This is a genomic window from Deltaproteobacteria bacterium (genome assembly GCA_016210005.1).
In the GTDB taxonomy this organism is placed as follows: Bacteria; Desulfobacterota; Binatia; order HRBIN30; family JACQVA1; genus JACQVA1.
In genome coordinates, this window is sequence record JACQVA010000028.1 from 1 (window position 1) to 21,798 (window position 21,798).

Here is a 21,798-nt window from a genome sequence, read left to right on the forward strand (position 1 = left end):
CGCCGCAGCTCACTCAGTCGTGCCAGTCCCTGCGTTGCGCTGTTCTCCCTTGCCATTCGACCATCCTCCTCTCGTCGAGATGGCCGGGGAGGTTAGTCGAACGCGACGTCAGCGCGCATGCATGCTCACCGGAAGGACACAGCCGAACTCGCCCCGTGTTCCCATCATCGCCATGACCGCGCACGCCATGGCCAGCGACCGCGAGCGCTGCCTGGCAGCAGGGATGGACGGTTACCTCACCAAGCCCATCCGGCCTGACGTGCTGTTTGCGCAGCTGGATGAAGTAGTGAGTGTCCGCCCCCCGGGGGCTGCCGACCGGGAACAAATGCAAATGGGTGTGCGACAAATCTGTGGGTAATGTGCAGCCGACCGGGCAAATCCTCACCAGTCTGACAGTACTGTGTACTGTCAGGCCGAGGCCCATGGCCGAAAGGGACGGAATCTGTCATTCCCGCGAAAGCGGGAATCCACGGCACCGGCTCTCTACGACCCGCCAAACGCCAAACTGGATTCCCGCTTTCGCGGGAATGACGGCCATAACACCGAACCACGTTACCCACAAATTTGTCGCGCACCCAATGCAAATCGTCGAGCTGAGGTGAACCCGCCCCTGGCGATCCGCAATCCTGATTCCGGAACGATGGTCCGAATCCCGAAAAAAGAGAACGCCTCACGGTCGGTATCGAGCCCAAAACCGGTGCTTGGCATGGCCTGGCGCCCTGGCATCGGAAGTGCACGGCAGCTAAGATAACTGCGACAAGATGCAGTGCTCCCTTTGACGCGGCGATCCCCCTCTGGCCGCGTCAGCCGCGGGACGGAGGCTCGGCCCCCTCCGGTCTCCGCTCCCGCGGTCCCCTCTCAGGGGTTACGCCCGCAATTGCGGTGACTCCGAAACATCGCCGTAACTCCAAAATGGCGAACTAAGGGCAGTAACCTCCTTCACCGGGCGGTTACCTCCAATCCCATCCCCTCGTGCCAGCGTCGCGCACGTGTCGTTCCGCCCCATTCGTCAGTGTGCTGACCTGGTAACGGGCCAGGCCCGAGGCTGAAGGTGCCGATTCAGCAGCCCTGGACCAAGGCACGGCTGATGCTGAAGCAAGGAGTGATGAAACAGCTCACGTGGCCGGCAGGTCATGTGACTGGCCGGATGCAAGAGTTGCAGCGCAATGCTTGGAGGTAGCAATGAGTGAGATGCGCCCATACCGGGTCCTAATCGTTGACGACCATGCGGACATGCGCCAGCTGATCGCCTTCACGCTCAAGCGCAGCGAATTGCCGCTAGTCGTAACCATGGCCACCAATGGGATCGAGGCGCTGGTGCGCGCGCAAGCGGACTGCCCGAATATCGTCCTGCTGGATGTGATGATGCCGGGCATGAACGGCTTCGAGGTGTGCGCGCAGCTACGCTCGAACCCGCGCACCGCCTCTGCTTGTATCATCATGCTCACCGCGCTGACCGACGCCGATGCCAGAGAAGAGGGACGGCGCGTGGGTGCGGACTCGTTCATGACCAAGCCCTTCCGCTGGACCGACCTGGTGGCGCGGATCCGCGAGGCAATCGAGCAGTCGGCCGGCGAGATCGTGCTGCCGGACGAGCCTGCGGAGGTGGAGCTGGTAGCGGCCCGTTGAAAAAGGTTGCCGCTCTTCGCGACGGCGCTACGCGCCGCCTCAGGGCGGACAGAGGAAGGCATTGTCCAACAACGGCGTTCGGTGGCACCCATTCCCATAGGCGATGGTCAGTTTCGGAGCTGACCGATATCCTGGCTTTTTACCGGCTACTGCGCCAGTGATGAGCCTATGCAGAGGCTGCTGCAGCGAGTCCCTATAGCCTTCGCCTGTGGCCTGTGCCTTCTTGCCCGAGTTGACTTCGCCGGCGCGACCACGCCGACGCCGAGCGCGACGCCGCTGACGCCGGAGGTGAATCTCGCCCCGTATCAGCCGACCGCGTGGTCCGACGAAATCGTCGTCAGCACGCAGACGGGCACGCACAGCGACAGCTCCTCGTTGACCTCGAGCGATACGCTCTATCTCGATTGGGCGATTGCCAACCTCGGCCCCGGAACGCTGCCGGGCGCCGCCCAGCCCACGGTGACGCTTTACGTCGATAACCAGTACCGCCGGCTCTGGACCTATGCCAGCGACGTCGGTCCCGGGGGCACGCTCATGGTCAACGACTACCAACTCGGCCGGCTGGGCGGGGGCACGCACACGCTCACCATTCGCATCGACGAACTCGATCTGATTGCCGAAACCAATGAGCGGGACAACGAGTACACCAAGGTGGTTGCTCTGACGGGGCCGACGTTGCCGCCGACCCCCACGCGGACGCCCGAGCCGCTGCCCAATCTGGTGCCCGCGAAGCCCGCCGGATGGTCCGACAAGATCGTCATCAGCACCCAGTCGGGCACGCACAGCGACAGCCCCTCGTTCAAGGGCACCGACACGCTCTATGTGGACTGGACGATCGCCAACATCGGCAGCGCTCCGGTTCCGCTCACGGACGTGGTCGGTGTCGGCTTGTATGTCGACGGCCGCCTCGCGCGCGCGCGGTTCTTAGCTGCGTACAACTTCACCCCAGGCGCAATCAAGTCAGTCGAAGACCAGACAATCGGGCCGCTGGGCGGGGGTAGCCATACCATCATGATCCGGGCCGACATGGACGGCGACGTCACCGAGACTGACGAAGGCGACAACGAATATGCCAAGACGATCACCCTGTCGGGGCCGACCTTCTCTCCGACCCTGATTCCCACGCCGACGCCGACACCCTCGCCCACTCCGACGCCGCCGCCCAGCGGTCGGCCGAACCTGATACCGTTCCGACCCACCGGCTGGTCCGATGCGATCGTCGTGAGCAGCGCCACCGGAACGTCCACCGACAGCCAGCGGCTCTATGCGGGCCAGCCGCTGCACGTCGATTGGGCAGTGCTCAACAACGGCGACGCGACCGCCACCGGGAGCTTCTTCGTCGAACTCGATCTCGACGGCACGGAGGTGGCCAGCTGGTATTCCAACTCGCCGTTGGAGCCCGGTTTCTACACCTACGTGGCTGACTACGAGTTGGCCGCGCTCGCGCCGGGAACGCATTCCTTGACGATCAAAGCCGATAGCACCGCCAGCCTGGCCGAGAGCAACGAGGGCGACAACACCTTCACCAAGACCATAACCGCCATCGCCGCCGGCCCCAACCTGATTCCATACCAGCCTTCCGGTTGGTTCGACCGCATGGTCGTGAGTGTGCAAACGGGCTCGCACAGCGACAGCCCCTCGTTCAAGGACACCGACACGCTCTATTTGGACTGGGCGATTCTCAACGACGGCACGGCGGCCGCCGAGGCGCGCTTCGGCACCGCGCTCTACGTCGATGAGCAATTGGTTGACTCGTGGTTCACCGCGCCGCCCTTATCGAGCGGCTACTACTCGTACGTCGAGGACTACGCGATCGGCACCTTGCCGCAGGGCACGCACACGCTGCGGCTCAAGACTGACAGCGGCAACGCCGTCGCCGAGGGCAACGAAGAGGATAACGAGTACGCCAAGACGATTCGTGTCGGCGACGCGGCGCCCTGTCCCGGCGACTGTGATTCCGGCGGCACGGTCACCGTCGACGAACTCGTGCGCGGTGTCACCATCGCTCTGGGAAGCGCGGCGCTCGGTGAATGCCCGGCTTTTGATATGGGCCTCGATGGCAGCGTGACGGTCGACGAACTCGTGCTCGGGGTCAACGCGGCGTTGAACGGCTGCACCACGTTGGCGCAGCAGTGATCTATCACCCCGAGCAGCTGCATCACTCGGGCCAGTACGACGACTACCTGGGACTGCTGGTGAACCATTTCAACCCGCACACCGCCGGCGGCCTCATGTGTCGCGTTCCGGTGAGCGTGGGATGGGACGGCACGCTCTACGACTGCGACACCCTTGAAGTTGTCGTTCGCGCCGTTGGAATGGGCCAGCAGCAGAGCCGCGAGAGCGAGTATCCAGATCACTGCATGGCCCCCGAGCAGCTCGACCCCGCACCCGCCGTGCATCCGAAGCAGTGCGCGCCGGTCGCGACTTTCGCATCGGTCAGAGCGTCGAGGTTGGCGAGGTCGCAGACGGTCCGAATTCGCGGGGCTCCGATCGGGACATCGAGCATCTGATTGAAGTCGCAGTCGTAGACGCGACCGTCCCATCCGATGCTCACCAGCGAACGACACATGAGCCCGGCAACGGTTGCGGGGTTGAAGTGATTGACCAGCAGGCTCATGTACGCTTCGAGCTGACCGGCTTTCTCTAGCCAGGCACCGAAGCGCTTGATGGGCATGTTCGTGATGGTCAGCAAACGATCGAATCGGACTCCGAAGTGCCGCTGAAGTTCGTCCCTATAGCGAACCTCCAGACCGGACTGAGCTGGCGGAAGAAATCCGCCAATCGGATTGTAAACAAGATCCAGCTGCAAGCCGGATTCACCGTACCCGAGAGCGTTCAATTGGCGTAGCGCCCGAATGCTCTTCTGAAAGGCGCCATCGCCGCGCTGCTTGTCGACGTTCTCCTTCCCGTAGCACGGCAAGCTCGCGATCACGTGAACTTCGCTGGCTGCAAGGAAGTCTGCCAGATCTTCCTGATCACGCTCGTAGAGCACCGTCAGGTTGCAGCGGTCGATCACGTGCCGGCCGAGGCGCCGGGCTTCACTGACCATCCACCGGAAGCTCGGATTGAGTTCCGGCGCACCTCCCGTGAGGTCGAGCGTTTCGACCGCGGGGCTCAACGCGAGCAACTCGGCTACACGCTCCGCAACCTCACGCGGCATGATCTCCGTTCGTTTCGGACCCGCATCGACGTGGCAGTGGTGGCAGGCCATGTTGCAGAGCTTGCCGACGTTCACTTGCAGCGCGGTCACGTGGCCTCGCCGTAGCCCCCGAGGTGCGACGGTCCCTACCATCTCCTCGAACGATGGAGTCGTCTGCTGATCCAATCTCAACACCGGCGCTGCTCCCGCCCGGTGCATCAGCAGCAGCTCCCGTTTCCGTTGCAAGCGTTGCCGGACTGCGTGGTCAAATCGTGTGCGAGCCCTTTGGTCTCACGGGGATCTCGGACGGCGTCTCGCGAGCAGTCGAACGGCTTCGCGTCTTCTGCTACCGGAGTTCGCGGCTGCACCGGAATGACACCTCTGTCACTGGAGCGGGCGCGGGGCCGTTCAGTCGGTCTCGATGAGCAGGGTAGAATTGGGCCAGCGCTTGGGCCACCGCGCTGACCAGACGGACATCCCGCTCCGTGAGTGGCCGGAGAACCGTATCGGGCTCGATGAACATCACTCGCGGGTAGGCAGTGGGGCCGGCGACTTCCCAGCCGTGCTTCTTGATCTCGCGCCGCATTGATGCGGGAATGCCGGCGCGCCGCTCGAAATTCAGGCTGAGGATGGGCGTTGCCAGATCCTCCGGCGCAGCGCCGGTCGCCAGACATAAGGTGCGGGCGCGGTGCATAGCCAGATGTCCCTCGACCGAGTAGTGGATCAGCGCGGCTACTGAGGATCGTGTGCGCACCGGCATCGACCCACAGCACGAGGTCGGGCCTGTAGGGCTCACCCTCGGTGATATAGAGCTGGGTGGACGACCTCCCGCCAACCCATTCCGTCCCGTCCATCCGTCATCCCCTCCCGCGCGGGTCGCGTGAACCCGCCGTTGCCGCGGATTGCGACTCCTCTACACGCTTTCAGCCCGCCCCACAACGGCTTGTCGGACGCGCGCGACGCTGCCGAATGTTCGGCTGTCTGACACGGCGGCTTTGATTGCCGGCCGAGTTCGTGGATAAGTGAGAGCCGCATGTCGTTGGGGATGCCCGAATCCGACTGGAAAGCGTTTCGCGAGCTGCGCCAGGTTGCAGTTGCCCTTGAGCGCTTCTGTGAGCGCGTTATCAACGATATTAGGAGCCTGTCATCAAGTCCGTCCAAGACGTTCCACGAGCGGTATCTCGAAGTCTACCGCCTCCTGGACCGCCGCGATCATGATCGCGCGCGCGCCTTTGATGACCCCCGTCGATCACAAGCCACCACCCAACTCGCGGAGATGTGTACCCAAGGATTGCTGGAACCAGAAGAACTGGCGCGTTTCAGCTCGGAACTCGCGATCGTGCTGTCACTCTCGCCGAAATCATGAAGCCCGCACGACGAGGTCGTAAGAAGCAATCATGACCCCTGGCCGGTTCGAGGGGCGGCCCGAAGGATACTTCGTCGTGAAAGGGCTTCTTGCGATTCCCTACCTGAACGTCGGGCTGGGCTCCGAACTGACGATCCACATGGCGAAGTAGTTCGAGGCGCCGCCGTAGGCGTGGCCGAGGGCGACGCGGGCGCCGTCCACTTGATAGTCACCGGCAGTGCCACGCACCTGGTTGGCCGCCTCCAGGCAGCGGATCATGCCCGACGCGCCGATGGGGTTGGAAGAGAGCACGCCGCCCGACATGTTCACCGGAAAGTCGCCGCCGATCTCGGTGGCGCCCGAGTCGACCATCTTCCAACCCTCGCCCTCCTCGCAGATCAGGTGGCCTTCGAGCCACATGGGCTCGAACCAGCTGAAGGGCACGTACAACTCGGCGCAGTCGATCTGCCGGCGCGGGTTGGTGATGCCGGCCTTCCGATACAACGCCTTGGCGCACTCCACGCCCGCCGCCGGCTTCACCGGGTCGCGACCGGGAAACAGGGCGAACTCAATCCGCTTGGCGTGAGCGATCACCCAGGCAGGAGGTCGTGGAGCGCGCTTCGCACCCGCGGCATTCGTCAACACCATGGCCGCCGCACCGTCAGAGGAGGGGCACACCTCGAGGAAGTGGATGGGATCCCAGAGCATCGGGCTGTTCTTTACTAGATCGAGGGTGATGTCCGGCATGCGCAGATGCGCGTACGGGTTCTTGCACGCGTTCAGCCGGTCCTTGACCGCAACCTGCCAGCCGATGTGTTCCGGCGCGCCGCTTTTCGTTATGTAGCTGCGGATCCACGGAGCGAAGGAGCCGCCAGCGCCGAGGGCGCCGCTGCGGCCGCCGCTCAGCGCCCACATGAAGTCGCCCTCGCTCTGCTTCTCGTACGACACGGTGAGCACCCTCTCATACATGCCGCTCTCGACCAGCGTCACCGCGCTGATAGCCGTGGCGGCGCCCACCGATCCCGCCGTGTGTACGCGGTAGATGGGCTTGCCCACGGCGCCGAGCGCGTCGCAGAGTGAAAGCTCGGGCATCATCACGCCTTCGAGGGCATCGGGGGCCTTGCCAAGCACCACGGCGTCGATATCCGCGAACGTGAGTTCGGCATCCTCGATCGCGCGTAGCGCCGCCTCACGGACGAGGCCATCCATCGAGAGCGGCCGGCAGCGCGCGTACTTGCTCTGTCCGATGCCGATGACGGCGCAACGCTCGGCCATCAGGCGTCTCCTTCGAGGATGCAGAGCAGGTTCTGCTGCAGGGCGGGACCGCTGGCCGCATGCGCCAGACCGCGGCCGGCCTCGCCGCTGCGGATGCGGCGCGCCACCTCGATGATCCGCGTGAGGCCGCTCGCCATCACCGGGTGGCCGCAGAGCGGGCCGCCGGAGGGATTGATCCTGATGCCGTTGCCGAGCTTCAGCGCCTGGCGCAGCACGATCTCTTCGGGGCTGTAGCGGACGCAGAGCTCCGCCACATCGAGTGAGTCCGGCTCGAGGCCCAGCTTGCGGGCGGCCATGCGTGAGGAAGGCGAGTCAGTCAGGTTGCGCAGGCCCAGATGATGCGACTCGATGCGCTGGTCGATGCCGCGGATCCACACCGGCCTTTCGCACAGCTCCCGCGCCCGCTGGCCGCGCGCGATGAGCACGGCCGCCGCACCATCGGAGATCGGCGGCAGGTCGTGCTTACGCAGCGGCGAGGCGTAGTACGGTTCCTTCAGTAGGGTTTCGACGGAGACGTCCTTCGCGACCTGCGCGTAGGGATTCGAGAGCCCGTCGCGCCGGCTGCGCGAGACCACCTCGGCGAAGTCGCGCTCGGTGGCCTTTCCGGAGTCGAGCAGCGCGCGGGCCTGCAGCCCGGCGACGGAGACCGGGTCGAGGCCGAGCGGAGCATGCACATAGGGATCGGTCTGGAGCGGAAAGATGTCGCGCGGCACGCCCGGCGACGATTTCCCGGAGCCCACGACTAGGGCGACGTCGATGTCACCGATCCGGAGCCGAACGAAGGCCTCGAACAGCGCCCAGGCCCCGTCCATCTCGACGTGCGACTCGTAGACCGGCGGCCAGGCACCGTACCCGTCCACGTTCACGATGAAGGAGAAGGGAGAACCCGAGAGGTAGTCGCAGCTGGCGGCATTGGTGAAGTCGATCTGCTGCCGGTCGATGCCGGTCTCCGCCAGGATCTGATTGACGAGCCCTAGAATCAACGACGGCTCGGAGTTGTCGTACCTCCGGTAGCAGGGCGTCTGCGCAAAGGCGACGATCGCAATATCTTCGGCCATCATCAGCCCTAATCAGACGGAAGGAATTCACCACGAAGGGCACGAAGACCATGAAGAAAGCGAACCAAGCATAACTCTGGCATTGCCCCGCAAACGTCATCGGAAGTGAGGTCTGCTCTTGGGTCATGACCTCGCACTTTGGCTTTCTCCTTCGTGCCCTTCGTGTGCTTCGTGGTGAAACGGTTTTGGCTTATCAGGGTTAGCTGTGCTCCGGCAGCTTCTCGAAGGGGAGGTCGGGCTCGCCCGTTGGCTCCCAGCGCGCGATCACGTCCCCGGTGCTGGGGAACATCCAGTTGTTGTCGACGTCTTTGACGTTGCGCTCGGCGGCGGGCTTGAAGATCGCACGCAGGCGCATCCCCACGCGGAACTGCTCCGCGGGGATATCCCGGATGCGTTGCTGGGCGAGTGGCTGGTCCGCGCCGTCGAGGAAGATCGTTGCGCTGATGAAGGACCCCGTCTCCGCCTGGCCGACGTAATCGAGCGGCGAGGCCACCGTGTAAGAGACGACGGTGCCCGTGTGCGGAAGCTCCACGTCGTCGGCCGCGGTCATCATCACCCGCCAGATCGGGTCGTAGCCCTTGCTCGGGATGTAGACCTTGCCGCTCGCGGGGCTACGCTGTCCGATGAACTTGCCGTCGAGTAGCCCCTTGGCGTAGCGGGCGCGGTGTGGGTAGAGCGGCTCGCGGTAGGTGAGGGAGATCAGGTGCGTGCTGATCTTCACCTCGGTTTCTCCGGGCTCGATGTGCTCGTCCCGGGCATCGGCTTCGGGCACGAAGTAGACGTCGGTGATGGCTCCGGTGCGCTTCTCCCTGAACTGGGCTCTCACCCGCATACCGGTGGACATGGCCTGCGAACCCGCGGCCTTGACGGCGTGGGCCATCGTCGTGTCGGCGCCGTCCAGCTTGATCAGCGCGAAGGCAAATGGCTCCTGGAAAGGATGCTTGCGGGTGGGCTCGGCGATCCAGGTCCAGCACTCGACTCGGCCCGCGGGCCCGACCTCGACGAAGTCCGGGTCCAGAGTCGTGCCGGTCTCCGGGTCGAACTCCATCGGAGGGCAAAGGACGCGGTTGCCGCAACGGGTGCCCAGAATGCGGCCATCGCGCAGCCCCGTGAAGAATGGGCCGAGCACGGGGCCCAGGGTCCGCGTGTACGGGTATTCGAGAACGAAGGAGTCAGGCGAGTCCGGCATGGTCATCACCGGTTGGCTATTCACCGGTATACACCGGCTTGCGCTTCTCCTTGAATGCCTTCATGCCTTCGCGAGCGTCCGCCGTGCCGAAGATGGGGCTGCCGTATTCGAGCTCCTTGGCCAAGGCGTCGGCCTCGGGGTAGCTTTCGTCGACCTCGCGCAGCATGCGCATCAGGGCCCGGATCGAGAGCGGGCCGTTGTCGCAGATGTCCGCGGCGAGCTTCTTCGCCTCGGCCAGAGCTTGCCCCTTGGGTACGACCCTCCCGATCAGGCCAAAGCGCAGCGCCTCCTGGGCCGTGACGTGTCGCCCCGTAAGGAGGATCTCCGCTGCCAACGTGTAAGGGATCTGCCGGCGCAGTCGCACGCTGGAGCCGCCCAGGGGGAAGAGGCCCCGGCGCGCCTCGGTGACGCCGAAGACCGCGTCCTCGGCGGCCACGCGGATATCGGTGCCTTGGAGGATTTCGGTGCCGCCGGCCAGGGCGAACCCCTCGACCGCGCAGATGATCGGCTTCATTGGACGGTTGCACCGCAGCAGCGCCTGCCAGTGGATGTCGGGCACCTCGGACATCAGCTTCATGAACTCGTCGTCGGTTTCCCCGGCGCCCATGGCCTTGAGGTCGGCGCCGGCGCAGAAGACATCGCCGCGGCCGGTGAGGATCGCCACCCGCAACTCGGGGTCCTCGTCGAGCATGCGCCAAGCACGGTACATCCCTGCCAGCATTCCGCTGCTCAGGGCGTTCTTCGCCTCGGGGCGGTTGAGGGTGACAACCAACGCGTGACCTTGACGCTCGACCAAGCAATGTTCTGGATTCATGGGTCTCCTTCGGTAGAAGCTGATAGCTGATACAGGACCATAAGGGGAAGACCCCCGGTTCGGGTTACCGCTGTGATCGTACGGGCACGCCGGGCTGAGAAGGGGTGTGCGACAAATCTGTGGGTAACGTGCAGCCGACTGGGCAAATCCTCACCAGTCTGACAGTACTGTGTACCGTCAGGCCGAGGCCCATGGCCGAAAGGGACGCAATTTGTCATCTTCCAGGCGCGGCGCCACTTCTTCAGCTGCTTCTCCCGCACGATTGCGGTCTCTGCGCAGCCGTGCGCTTCGTAGTAGACCAGCTTGTCAACGCCGTACTTGGCCGAAAAACCCTCCACTACCTTGCTCTTATGCGGCCACACCCGCGTTGTCAGCTGTGAGGTCACCCCAATGTACAGCGTGCCGTTGCGTTTGCTGGCCAGGATGTAAACGCAGAACTGCTTGTCCATAGCGCCAAACGCCAAACTGGATTCCCGCTTTCGCGGGAATGACGGCCTTTAGCGGGAATGACGGCCATAACACCGAACCACGTTACCCACAAATTTGTCGCGCGCGCCGTTAACATCCGTCGCGGCGAACTCCGCCCGCGGCCTGCCCGCGGCCGATACCGCTACCGGCAACCAGCCCTCTCCCCGCGCTGAGATGCGGGGAGAGGGGCGGTCGCAGCACCCACAGCGAGCTATTGCTCACCGCCGGCGACTTCAATTACCTGCTGGCGGAAAGACCGCCGATCGTAACCGCAGAACCCGTGCCGGTTGCCGGCAGCGGTGCGTCGACTTCGTTGATGACCGTGGCGCCGGCGGCTTCAAGATGAAGAACCTGAATCGGTGCGCCGGGCGCGGCCGGGCCGAGCGCCAGTTCGCTGCCGGCGACATCCAACCTCATCTCACCGACCGCGAACGGCCGCGAGCCGCCGGAGGCCTCCTGCAACAAAGCGGGCAAGTCCACAACCAGCGTCGGAACGCCGTCAGCCAGGCTGAATACCCGCAGGTGAGTTCCGGCCTGATGCTGCCCGACGATCAACTCGGCCCCGGGCCTGTCCGCGATCACGTCGGCGGCCCACAGCGTAACGCCAGCCGGTGCCTGGCCGGGCCCAAAGGCGGCGAACTCCAGCAGCGGCTGCATCTGCCCGGCATCGAATACGCGCACCAGGCCGTCCTGGCGCGAGCCATCGTCACCGACCAGCAACTCATCGCCGGGACGCTTCGGTAACACGTCGCCGGCCGCCAAGCGCACGCTGGCGGTTGCCGGCGAGTCGGGGAAAGCTTCAAAGCGCCGCAGCATCGCCGCCCGCCCGTCGCCGGCGGCGAACAGCGCCAGGGTGCCCTTGCCGTCGCCCACGATGATTTGCTGCGCCGGGCATTCTCCGGCGTCGGCCACGAAGTCGCCGACGACGAACGGCAGCGGCTGGCGCAGGGCGCGGCGTGCTCCGACGGCGCGAAATTCCACCAGCAGCCGAGGGTGTTCGGTCAGTAGCCCACCGAAAACCCGGATTCGTGCTGCCGCTGCGCCGTGCCCGTCTTCACCAACGACGAGCTCCGCCCCCGGCTCTTTCGCGTCAACGTCCGCCATGGCGAAGTTGCCGCTGCCGGAGCGGCCGGTGCGATCGAATGCGTTCAGGCGGCTGGCCAGCTCCGGGCTGGCGCCCGCCGCGAGGCGATAGACCTCCACCTCATCGCCCACCCCGGCTGCGGTTGCGGCCTGCCCGACTACCAACTCGCTGACACCATCAACGTCGAGGTCGGCGAGATGAGCCAGCGGCATGTACCTGACCGGCTTGGAATCGCTGAATACCGGCAGCGTCTGCGGCCGAGCCGGCGCGGCGTCGCTATGGAGATCGTACAAACTGACGGCGCTCTGTTCGCCGGATACATAGCTGAGGGCCAGCGACTGGCTGCGGAACCACGGCGTGGGTGTGCGCGTGGGCGTGCGCGTCGGCTTGCGGGTGTAGGTCGCGGTCGGGGTCGGCGTACGCGTTGGGGTACGAGTCGAAGCGCGGGTGCGCGTGGCGGTGGCAGTAAAGGTTGGCGTGCGAGTCGAAGCGCGGGTGCGGGTGGCGGTGCGAGTAGCGGTGCGGGTGGCGGTGGCAGTAAAGGTTGGCGTGCGTGTCGCTGTCCCGGTAAGTGTGGCAGTCCGAGTCGCTGTCCGAGTTGGTGTGGCGGTAGGGGTCGCCGTCGAGGTTTGCGCCGGCGTACCGGTGTGAGTCGAGGTGGCAGTGGGCGCGGAGGTTCGAGTAATTGTGGCGGTCGGGGTGGAAGTCTCGGTTGCCGTAGCGGTCGCGGTTGCCGCCGGCGAGAAGGTCTGCGTCGGTGTTTGCGTTGGCGCCCACGTTGGCGTGGCCGTCGGGACTGCGGTCGGCGTGTCGGCCGGCGGTGCCGCTAGCTCCAGCCACAGCTCGTTTGACATGCCGCTCTCGGCACCTGCCGCGTCGTAGCTGGTGACAACGAACCAGTTGACGACGTTGAAGGCCAAGCCGGTAGCCGTGCCCCGGACGATGTCATCGCCGTCCGGCAAGGCGGCGCCGACGTCGATTCCGGCAGTGTAGGCCGTGCCATTCTGGCGCACATATAACTTGTAGCCAGCCACGGCGGGAACAGGCGACCAGGCAACGACCGCATCGTAAGCCAGAGTGTTCTCAGCACTAGCGAAGACGGTTAGAAGCAAGCCGGCTACAGCGGCGGCCAGCGTGGAGCGGGGTGTGTAACTCATGCCCCGAACACAGACCAAGGAACGTGCCGGCCTGCCGGTGACTGCGTGCCGCGAAAAACCGTGCCGCCGCAAGAAACTCGCACCGGCGAGAGTTGACACTCCCGCCCGGAGCGTCGGCAAGGTGACACGACATGCGCGTTGTTCCGATCAGCGCGTTACCTGGCATGCCACACGAGCAGATCGCTGTAGGATTCCTGGAAGGCTTGCGGAACGAAGGCAGAGGTTGGCCGGCGGCGCCAACGCTTAGATTAGTAAGCGGCGCCGGGCACATGTCGCCGATGGAGAACGCGGCCGGGTTCAACGCGCGCTGCGCAGGAGTGCTTGAGCCGACTGGGCGGCCCGTCTGCGCGTCTCTGCGTCTGCGCCAGCGGTCGAGGTCGCTCGCAGTTGAGCCCCTCACCCCGACCACGCCGACCCTCGCCCCGCGAAAAGATGCAGGCCGAGCCGGGACTCGTACGAGATTCAGAAGGTGCCGGCGCTGCTCGATGAGGCCCGAGCAGCTCACCGAGCGCGTCCGCGTCATCCCGTGGCACGCGCTGTGACGTTGACCGGACAACACTGCGCCGGTTAAGGCCCAGCGAACCTTCGGCCCGCTACGGGAACCCTTATTCTGGCCATTCTGGCCCGCCGTGCCGAAGAGGGCCACGGCGCCTCTTTCAACGGCCCGATGAGCTACGCCGGGAAGTTCGTCACGATGTAGTCCGAAATACCCTCCGACACCGCCAGAATCGTCCAGCTCGGGTTGACGATCGTCGAGCGCGGCACGACGCTGCCGTCGCAGACGTACAGGTTCGGGTAGTTGAACACCTGGCCATTGGCGTTGCAGACGCCGGTGGTGGCGCTGTCGGACATGCGACAGGTGCCGAGCAGGTGCACCGACGCGAAGAAGTCACCGTTGCGCCGCTCGTGCTCGGTCTCGACGAAGCGCGTGTTCGCAGGCAGCTTCTTGCGGATCTCGTTGAGCCACCACTGGTAGGTGTCGTACTTGGTCAGCGTCGGCCTTGTGATGGCGACGTTGCCGCTGCCGTCGAGGCTGATGCGCCCATCGTTGCCGTCCTCGCCCATGAAGGCGATGCCGATCGCCCGCTTCGGGTAAGCCTCCACCAACTGCTTCTGGCGCAGGCCGTAGAGGCTGGGGTTCTTCCACTTGGTGACCTTGTTGGTGGTCGAGTTCCAGTACGACGACGAATCGGCCCACGAGGGATCGTGCAAGCGAGCGGCGAACTTTGCGGCCAAGCCGACGGGCGGACCCCACAGGTCCTCGATGACGACGCCATCCGACGCCGCCAGGTTGCGCGTGATGCCGACGATGACGCGCCCCTTGAACGCTTCGGTGCTGGTGTAGGTGCAGCCGTCGTAGCCGATGGAGAAACCCGAAGGCAGGTATAGCCCCGAGGCGTAGTCGCCGGTGCCGCTCATGTTGCGGCCGACTTGGCCGCTGACGTTGACGAGGTAGCCGGCCGAGACCGACTTGAGCAGCAGCTCGGGCGTCGCGATGGCGCCGCCGGCTAACACCACCACCTTGGCGGTCACGCGGTACTCGGTGGCGCCCGTCGCCTTCACGCCATCGAGGAAATGTCCGAAGCTGGCGTCCTTGTAGACCACGTCGTACATGCCGTCGGCGCGGTTCTCGACGCGCACCACGTACTTCTGCGACCACACCTGCGCGCCGTGGTACTCGGCGCGGTAGAGGTAGTTCATCATCATCGACTGCTTGGCGCCGTTGATGCAGCCGAAGGTGCAGAAGCCGCAGTAGCGGCAGCGGCCCTGGCAGTAATTGGCGCACGCGGAGCCCTTGCCGCGCACCGCGACGCGGGCGTGCGGAAAGGCGCCGGCACCGGCTACCTGTTCGATGGCGTAGCGCAGGATGTTGTAGCGCGGCGGTTTGTGCGTCGGCACGTGGTTGTAGACCTTGTACGGCGTGGTCCACGTATCCGTCCCCGCGTCGTACACGCCTTCCACACGGGTGTAGAGATCCGACAGCCGCGTGTAGTTCCAGGCCGCCGGCCAGGCCGGGCTGCCGCTGAAGATCCGCGACGGCGCCCGCTCGGAGATGTTCGAGTACCACAGCGAGCCCCCGCCAACGCCGAAGGTGTTCGCCACCAGGAGGTTCGGCGCCAGGTAGTCCTTGAAGCTCGAGTAGATGTAACGCGGGTCGTGGGCGTGCTCGAAGCGGTAGAGCCCATCGGCCCCGGGCTTGATCGACCCGTCGGCGTTACGACTGCTGGTCTTGTGCACGTTGCTGTAGGCCCAGCGCGGCCCGCGTTCGAGCACGACCACGCTCTTGCCCGCCTTGGCGATCCGCTCGGCGGCGACCGCCCCCCCAAACCCGGAACCGACAATGACTGCATCGTAGGTTGGCATGTTCGTTCCCCCTTCTCCGTGGCGACTACAGGGTCCGCGGGTCGACCGATGGCGGCATCGGCCCAGTGGCTGGGTCACAGCCTGTGCAGGTGAGGTCCGCTGCTGTCAGATCGCCGAAGCTCGGCTCGGTCAGGGCCGTCCAGCTACACGTCAGGCCGTCGAATCCCCAGTTTGGACCCGGGTAGCCGAAGGTCGCCATGTGGGAGAACCCTTGCGGCGACGAATAGAAGAGCAGCCCCATGAAACGGGCAAGGTCGTACGCCTTGGCGGGGTTGCTGAGGGTGGGCGCGAACAACGAACCGAACCACAGACAGAGCGCCTGGGTCCCCGACACCCCCGAGGAGCCTTCGTCGCTGCGCTTGCTGCCATACGCCATCAGCTTGCGCTGGTTGTCGCAGCTGAGTTTGTAGAAATAGCTCTGCAGAAATTCCATGCACAGAGCGCCGTTGTTGAGATCGGTAACGGCGGCGTCGAGGTCGCTCTGATTGACCTGGTTGGCGTAGTAGGTATCGATCAGGTGGGCATAGATCTTCTTGCCGTACAACACCGAGTCGAGGACCCCACTTCCCGACGCACCGTGGGTTCCGCCTTTCGGGAGCATCACGTTGCCCGCCGCTTCGATCGTGCGCTGGCGGGTTCCCCCGATCGCCCCGTCGACCGTGACGCACTGGGCCGCGTCCGCCTCGGCGGGAAGCAACGGGATTGAAGCCACGGCCCCGGCCCCGGCCGCCACTGCTCCGCCGCGCAGGAACTGTCTGCGATTGAGCGTGATGTCGAGCTTGAGCGCCTCCACCACCTCGTCACTCATGATCTTATCGCTCATGATCTCCCCCTTTCCCCGTAACTTAGGACCGTCGCCATTTTGCAGGCCAAGCGTCACGCGCGTTGTTCCAAGCTGCATGCCAGTGGCGACACGCGGACGCGCGCACGAGACACGCGCCAAAACCTCGCTGCTAGAGCGTGCAAGCAGGGCACGACGCACCCAACAAGTAGGGCACCGTTGCCCCACCAGCCACATCGATCATGCGCGCAACCCAAAGCCGAAGCTCCCACCAATGAACGCGGGTGTTTGGTTGCCCGTTCGCCTCTCAACCGTGGCGCTCTGGGAGTGCGGGCTCTTGCTCCCGGAGTGCGGGCTCTTGCTCCCGCTTTGGGGTAACGCGGGGCGCCGCTCCATGGCCCGAAAGCGGCGGCAAGCCGTCGCACTCCACATTGCCAACTCCGCACGGTTCATTGGCACGACATGCCAGAGCCACGCGGGTCGGGTCCTCAGGATGACAACCCTTGTTGCGTCCGGGAGAAAATCGACACTCCCGGGGCGGAGGCGTGCGCGCCCCCTTCGCCCGCCGGCAGGCGGATGACGAAGCACGCCCCGCCGGCGACGGCTTTCGCGCAGATCGTGCCACCGTACGCGCCGAGCAGTTCCCGGCAGATGGACAGGCCAAGACCGGTGCCGCCGGGCCGCGTGGTGTAGAAGGGCTCGAAGATGCGCTCGAGATCCGGCAGCGGCACACCGGGGCCGCTGTCGCTGATCGCGATGGTCACGCTGCGTGCTTCGCCATCGTACCCGGCCTCGACGCGAATCCAGCCATCATCCGAAACCGACTCCAATGAATTGAGGAGCACGTTGAGCAAGATCTGCTCGAAATGACTGCGCACGGCGTGAATGTGCGGGAGAGCCGCCGGCACCTCGAGCTCGAAGCGGACGCCGCGCTTGACGGAGCGGCCGTTCAACAGCGCGGTGACCTGGGCAACGGCCTCCCACGGCGTCACGGCCTCGAGGCGCAACTCCTCGGGCCGAGCCAGGCGCAGCAGGCCGCGCAGGATCTGGCCGGCGTTCTGGGCGTGCCGCGCGACTACTTCGAGATGCTGGCGCACCTCTCCCGACAGCGTCAGGCTGTCGAGGCAGAACTGCACCGAGCCCGAAATGATCCCGATCGGGTTACCCAGCTCGTGCGCGATCTTGGCCGACATCTCCCCTACCGCCACCAGCTTGCTCGAATGGATCAGTTGATTGCGGGCGCGCGTCAGCTCTTCGTTGCGCGCTTGCAGCACCCGGTTGGAACTCTCCAGGTCCGCGTTGGTGTCCGTCAGACGGCGGTTGAGCTGCTGCACTTGCTCGAAGAGGAGCGAGTTCGCCAGCGCGATGGCGGCAGCACAACGAAGCCGCCCGAGTAAGCGCAGGTCGCGCGTCGTATACGGGCGCCCGTTGCGCTTCTTGCCTACGTGCAGCACACCGATCAGCACGCCACCTTGCACCAAGGGCACCACCAGCTGCGTCTGACCGCGATCGAGGTAGGCGAGCAGGTCCTGCTCGCCACCATCGAGACCGGCGATTTCGCCCAGGCGGTCACGATCCAGCACTTCGTTCGACGCGCACAGCCAATCGAGGACGGCGGGGTCGGCGGCCGGCTCTACCGGCGTCACCAACCCGGCCGGAGCGCCAGTGACGATCGGCGGCGGGACGATCACTCCGGTACCGTCCGAGACGAGGTGGAGGGCCGCCTGCTCCGGACGCAGGACGCGCTCGACCGTTCGCACAAAGCGCTGGCCGAGCGGCTTCAGCTCGTGCAAATCCCGGATCTCTTCATTGAACTCTTCGACCGCGCGCAGGAGGTCGTACCGGCGCCGCTGAAAGAAGTGATCGATTTGCGGCTGAACGTGCTGGACGTAGAGGAACACCAGGCTGAAGAGCAGTACATGAACTGTCGTGAACTGCAGCGCGGAAAGCTGGCGCAGCCACGGGTCCGCCCACAGCAACCCCACCACCAACGGCACCACAATGAAAAACGACGTCAGGATCCAGACCGCGGTTTGGTGCACTGCGGTAGCGATGTCGAGGAGCTTATGGCGCACGATCGAGTAAGCGAAGAGCACCAGGAACAGGGTCACGAACAAGTGGCCCACGGGATACATGGAAATGCCGAAGCAGGGCAGGAAGTCGATCCCGGCCAGGTACGCGCCGCCGAAGGACGCCAGCAGCAACCCATAGCGCGTGCGCTCGGCGGCACTGCCGCAGGCCACTCGCGCTGCCACCACCTGATAGAAGGCCGCCGCGCTTTGCAGGACGAACATGCCAAGATAGGCCACCCCGATCGGCGGCGAGAGCTGGGCGTAATAGCCCCAGTAGAAACGCCGGACGCCGATGATGAGAGCCGCCGGGTGATCGACAGGGAGCCAAGCCAGCACGAGGAACAGCGCACTCAGCAAGTAGAAGGCAATCAGTGAGCGCCGCTCTGATTGCAGCCGGCCGACGTAGGCCAGTACGAACAGGTAGAAGTTCGCCCCCAGGGTGGTGACGCCCACGTACTTGTAGCGGCTCCACCCCAGCGCCACGGCGGGGTCAGTGGTCAGATCCAAGAAGACGTGCCCCGACTGCCAGACGGCCGCGCTGCCGGCAACGGCTGCAAACGCAAGGTGTACCGCGCCTCTTCGCTTGGTGAGGACGAACAACACCATCGCGAGCAGGAGCGTGCAGGCCACTCCGAACGGCAGAGCGTGCAGGTTCGGTGCATACGCCGCCGGATCGACCATGCGCAGGAGCGCGTTCATGACGTCATCTCACTGCTCCGGTGTGGAGTGCGGGAGCTTGCTCCCGCTTTGGCCGTAGGAAGCCGGCCGCCCCGTGCCCGGCACCGAAAAGCGGCGGCAAGCCGCCGCACCCCACAACAGTGCCTCTGTGCTATCACCGGCCTGCTTCTCCTCGGCCGCTGCTACTCGGGACGAACGAATCTGGCGCCGTGGAATCTTTGCGCCGGGCCGCAGCCATCGAGACCCGCGCGCACCTACGGTTCCGCCGGTGCATCCAGTGCATCCACCAGCTGCAATAGCGTCCGGGCGCCGTCGGCATGGGCGCCCTCGGGCTCCGCTTCGACCACCGCCTGGATTTGCTGTCTGGCGCTGGAATAGCGCAGCAACCAGACCTGGACCGCCGCCAGGTCCAGCCGCGTCCGAGCGTCTCCTGGCTGCAGCAATGCCGCCCGTTGCAGATGCTCTTCGGCCTCCTGCAGTTCGCCGCGTCTGCTCAGCAAGCGGCCCAATCCCGCGTGAGCTTGCGCGTTCGACCAGCTGGCTTCGAGTAACGAACGGTATGCCTGTTCCGCTTCCTTGAAATCGCCACGGGTCTCTTGCTCGTGGGCCAGGCTGAGTGTGGCCAATGCCTCCGGATCGGCGGCGGGAGCCTCCCGACGGCGCGCAAAAGCCGCGGGGCCTTCGCCCGTTGGCGAGCACGGTGCGACGGCGTCGGCGCCGTCAGCCTCGCCCTGCGGGAGTGAGGGAGGGCGAGCTTCAAGCTGCCGCGAGGCCGGTTGAGCCACTGCAACCGTCGCCGGCGACGTCGCGGGCGCCTCGCGTACCAATAGCGACCAACGGTGGACGGCGGCAAGCGTTGCCGCCACGATCACCGCAGCCGCACTTATGAGCCACACGGTGCCGCCGGTTTTGCCTGCTAGAAGAGCCATCCGCCTATTGTCCCTCTTCTCCGCATAGCTGTGGCCCGCAAGGCTCATGCCGTGGTCATGGACGCGCTGCGCGGGTCGATACCGGCACCGGCGCTAGTCGGGTGAGGCACGGTTGGGATATGCCGTGCGGAGTTGTCGCCCTAGCCCTACTGCAGGCCATGCTTCTCGAGCTTGCGAAATAGGGTCTTGTAGTCGATCTGGAGGGTCTCGGCCGCGCGCAGCTTATTGTGTCCGCTGTTGGCAAGGGCGCGGGCGACCAGCGCGCGCTCGACCGTTCCCGAGAGCTGCTGCACGATCTTTCCCAGCGGCACCCCGCGGGCGATCTCTTGCCACGCTTGCTCAAGCCCGAAGCCCGACTCGCCGCGTGCTTCGGCGAGCGACAAGTGGCGTGGGTCGATTTGTCCCGGGGCAAACAGCGCCGCCTGGCGTACGGCATTGCGCAGCTCGCGCGCATTTCCCGGCCAGTCATGGCGCACGAGCGTCTCCATGGCTGCGGCGGTGATCGCCAGCGGTGGCCGGCCGAGATCGGTACAAGCCTCCAGACAGAAATTGCGCGCCAGCAGCGGGATGTCTTCGCGCCGGTGGCGCAGCGGGGGCAGGCCGATGCGGAACTCGCCCAGTCGGAAGAAGAGGTCTTTACGGAAGGTCCCGCCACGCACGTGCTCTTCGAGCGCCGAATTGGTGGCCGCGATGATACGGACGTCTACGGCGATCGGTTCCCGGCTGCCTACCGCCCGTACTTCGTGCTCCTGCAGCACCCGCAGCAGCTTGGCCTGAGCGCCGAGGGGCAGGTTGCCGACCTCGTCGAGAAAGAACGTGCCGCCCGAGGCCACCGGGATGAGGCCCTGACGCCGCTGGTGGGCGCCGGTGAACGAGCCCTTTTCGTGGCCGAAGAGCTCGGCTTCGATCAGCGTGTCCGGGATCGCGCCGCAATCGACTGTCACAAAAGGTTTGTCGCGGCGGCCGGAGCGGTGGTGCAGCGCCCGGGCGACGAGTTCCTTGCCCGTGCCGGTTTCACCCTCGACCAAGACGGTGTAGTTCGTCGGCGCCACGCGCTCGATCTGATCGATCACTCGCGCGATTGCCGGCGACCCGCCCATGACCAGCCGCAGATCCCCGCCCGCTTCGACACGTGGCCGCGTGCCAACGACCGCGGCGGCAGCGCCCCGCGGTTCGAGGGCGCGCTTGACGGTTGCCACCAGATCGTTGTTGTCGAACGGCTTCACGGCGTAGTCGTAGGCGCCCAGGCGCAGCGCGCGTACGGCGCTGCCAATCTCGCCCACGGCGGTGACCATGATCACCGGCGAGGCGAGGCCGCGATCGCGCATCTGCTCGAGTGCGGTCAGCCCGTCGACGCGTGGCATCCGGATGTCGAGCAGGATCACGTCGGGGGTGTCGCGCTCGGCCACATTCACGGCCTCGTCGCCGTCTTCCGCCGTCAGAACGTCAAACCCCTCGGCCTGCAACACGCGGGTCAGCAGCCAACGCATGTCGCGTTCGTCGTCGACGATCAAAACCTTACCTTGGGACATCGAGCGCCTCCACCGAGCGGGTTGGAAGAACCGCAAATTTCGCCGCAGCGTAGCAAGCAATCGAGTCCGGCAACCTGTTCAAAGTCCACAAAATCACCAGTCATCGGTCATGTTTTAGAAGCCGGCGCTACGCTGGAAGCCCGAACCGGCGAAACCCCCAGCCAGGGCTGATCCTGCCCGAGTTGTGGCCTCTGGACACGGAGATTCGATTGTGGTAGACGCACATGCGTGACGGGGGAGGTGGAGGCGGCGGGGCTGGTATTTCCGGTCGGTGCGATCGACGC

Annotated in this window: 17 protein-coding genes and 1 pseudogene; 5 read left to right on the top strand and 13 right to left on the bottom strand. The window is 65.3% G+C overall.

The genetic code is table 11. From position 1 onward, the window contains the following. The 4 genes and pseudogenes from HY699_04050 to HY699_04065 all read left to right on the top strand — a co-directional run. A partial coding sequence (locus tag HY699_04050; GenBank protein ID MBI4514974.1) for a response regulator occupies positions 1-358 on the top strand: 358 nt, incomplete at its 5' end. Positions 359-1,182: 824 nt separating this feature from the next. Further along, positions 1,183-1,629 (top strand): response regulator, encoded by a 447-nt coding sequence (locus HY699_04055; GenBank protein ID MBI4514975.1) that lies wholly within the window; start codon positions 1,183-1,185, stop codon positions 1,627-1,629. 168 nt (positions 1,630-1,797) lie between these two features. Then, positions 1,798-3,765 carry a hypothetical protein gene (locus tag HY699_04060; protein MBI4514976.1) on the top strand — a complete coding sequence of 656 codons (1,968 nt, stop codon included), beginning with the start codon at positions 1,798-1,800 and terminating at the stop codon, positions 3,763-3,765. Continuing rightward, a pseudogene (locus tag HY699_04065) lies at positions 3,762-3,935 on the top strand (DUF3641 domain-containing protein). The gene HY699_04060 and the pseudogene HY699_04065 overlap by 4 nt, the downstream one beginning before the upstream one ends. A gap of 47 nt (positions 3,936-3,982) precedes the next feature. Here HY699_04065 and arsS read toward each other — a convergent pair. Further along, positions 3,983-4,921, bottom strand: coding sequence for an arsenosugar biosynthesis radical SAM protein ArsS (gene arsS, locus HY699_04070; GenBank protein ID MBI4514977.1), 939 nt, complete (start codon positions 4,919-4,921; stop codon positions 3,983-3,985). A 193-nt stretch (positions 4,922-5,114) separates the two neighbouring features. Then, on the bottom strand, positions 5,115-5,528 hold the full coding sequence (locus HY699_04075) for a hypothetical protein (GenBank protein ID MBI4514978.1): 414 nt from the start codon (positions 5,526-5,528) through the stop codon (positions 5,115-5,117). Positions 5,529-5,801: 273 nt separating this feature from the next. On the opposite strand from HY699_04075, the gene HY699_04080 reads away from it, so the two are divergent. Further along, complete coding sequence (locus HY699_04080; GenBank protein ID MBI4514979.1) at positions 5,802-6,134, top strand: hypothetical protein; 333 nt, start codon at positions 5,802-5,804, stop codon at positions 6,132-6,134. Between the two features lie 99 nt (positions 6,135-6,233). Here HY699_04080 and HY699_04085 read toward each other — a convergent pair whose 3' ends face one another. The 11 genes from HY699_04085 to HY699_04135 all read right to left on the bottom strand — a co-directional run bounded on the left by HY699_04085 (position 6,234) and on the right by HY699_04135 (position 21,514). Next, positions 6,234-7,388: a thiolase domain-containing protein gene (locus HY699_04085; protein MBI4514980.1), complete on the bottom strand. Its 1,155-nt coding sequence runs from the start codon at positions 7,386-7,388 to the stop codon at positions 6,234-6,236. Next, the gene (locus tag HY699_04090) at positions 7,388-8,446 is read right to left on the bottom strand and encodes a thiolase domain-containing protein (GenBank protein MBI4514981.1); all 1,059 of its coding nucleotides are present in this window, start codon (positions 8,444-8,446) and stop codon (positions 7,388-7,390) included. The genes HY699_04085 and HY699_04090 overlap by 1 nt, the downstream gene beginning before the upstream one ends. Positions 8,447-8,645: 199 nt before the next feature. Beyond that, on the bottom strand, positions 8,646-9,635 hold the full coding sequence (locus HY699_04095) for an OB-fold domain-containing protein (protein ID MBI4514982.1): 990 nt from the start codon (positions 9,633-9,635) through the stop codon (positions 8,646-8,648). A gap of 16 nt (positions 9,636-9,651) precedes the next feature. Beyond that, positions 9,652-10,449, bottom strand: coding sequence for a crotonase/enoyl-CoA hydratase family protein (locus HY699_04100; protein ID MBI4514983.1), 798 nt, complete (start codon positions 10,447-10,449; stop codon positions 9,652-9,654). Then, positions 10,446-10,898 carry a GIY-YIG nuclease family protein gene (locus HY699_04105; protein MBI4514984.1) on the bottom strand — a complete coding sequence of 151 codons (453 nt, stop codon included), beginning with the start codon at positions 10,896-10,898 and terminating at the stop codon, positions 10,446-10,448. Before HY699_04105 ends, HY699_04100 begins: the two co-directional genes overlap by 4 nt. Before the next feature lie 256 nt (positions 10,899-11,154). After that, on the bottom strand, positions 11,155-13,158 hold the full coding sequence (locus tag HY699_04110) for a hypothetical protein (GenBank protein ID MBI4514985.1): 2,004 nt from the start codon (positions 13,156-13,158) through the stop codon (positions 11,155-11,157). A 672-nt stretch (positions 13,159-13,830) separates the two neighbouring features. After that, positions 13,831-15,522, bottom strand: coding sequence for a GMC family oxidoreductase (locus HY699_04115; GenBank protein ID MBI4514986.1), 1,692 nt, complete (start codon positions 15,520-15,522; stop codon positions 13,831-13,833). Between the two features lie 25 nt (positions 15,523-15,547). Next, positions 15,548-16,345 carry a twin-arginine translocation signal domain-containing protein gene (locus HY699_04120; protein ID MBI4514987.1) on the bottom strand — a complete coding sequence of 266 codons (798 nt, stop codon included), beginning with the start codon at positions 16,343-16,345 and terminating at the stop codon, positions 15,548-15,550. Between the two features lie 446 nt (positions 16,346-16,791). Further along, positions 16,792-19,074 (bottom strand): hypothetical protein, encoded by a 2,283-nt coding sequence (locus HY699_04125; GenBank protein ID MBI4514988.1) that lies wholly within the window; start codon positions 19,072-19,074, stop codon positions 16,792-16,794. A 233-nt stretch (positions 19,075-19,307) separates the two neighbouring features. Beyond that, the gene (locus HY699_04130; GenBank protein MBI4514989.1) at positions 19,308-20,030 is read right to left on the bottom strand and encodes a tetratricopeptide repeat protein; all 723 of its coding nucleotides are present in this window, start codon (positions 20,028-20,030) and stop codon (positions 19,308-19,310) included. 98 nt (positions 20,031-20,128) lie between these two features. Beyond that, complete coding sequence (locus HY699_04135; GenBank protein ID MBI4514990.1) at positions 20,129-21,514, bottom strand: sigma-54-dependent Fis family transcriptional regulator; 1,386 nt, start codon at positions 21,512-21,514, stop codon at positions 20,129-20,131. Positions 21,515-21,798 lie beyond the last annotated feature (284 nt).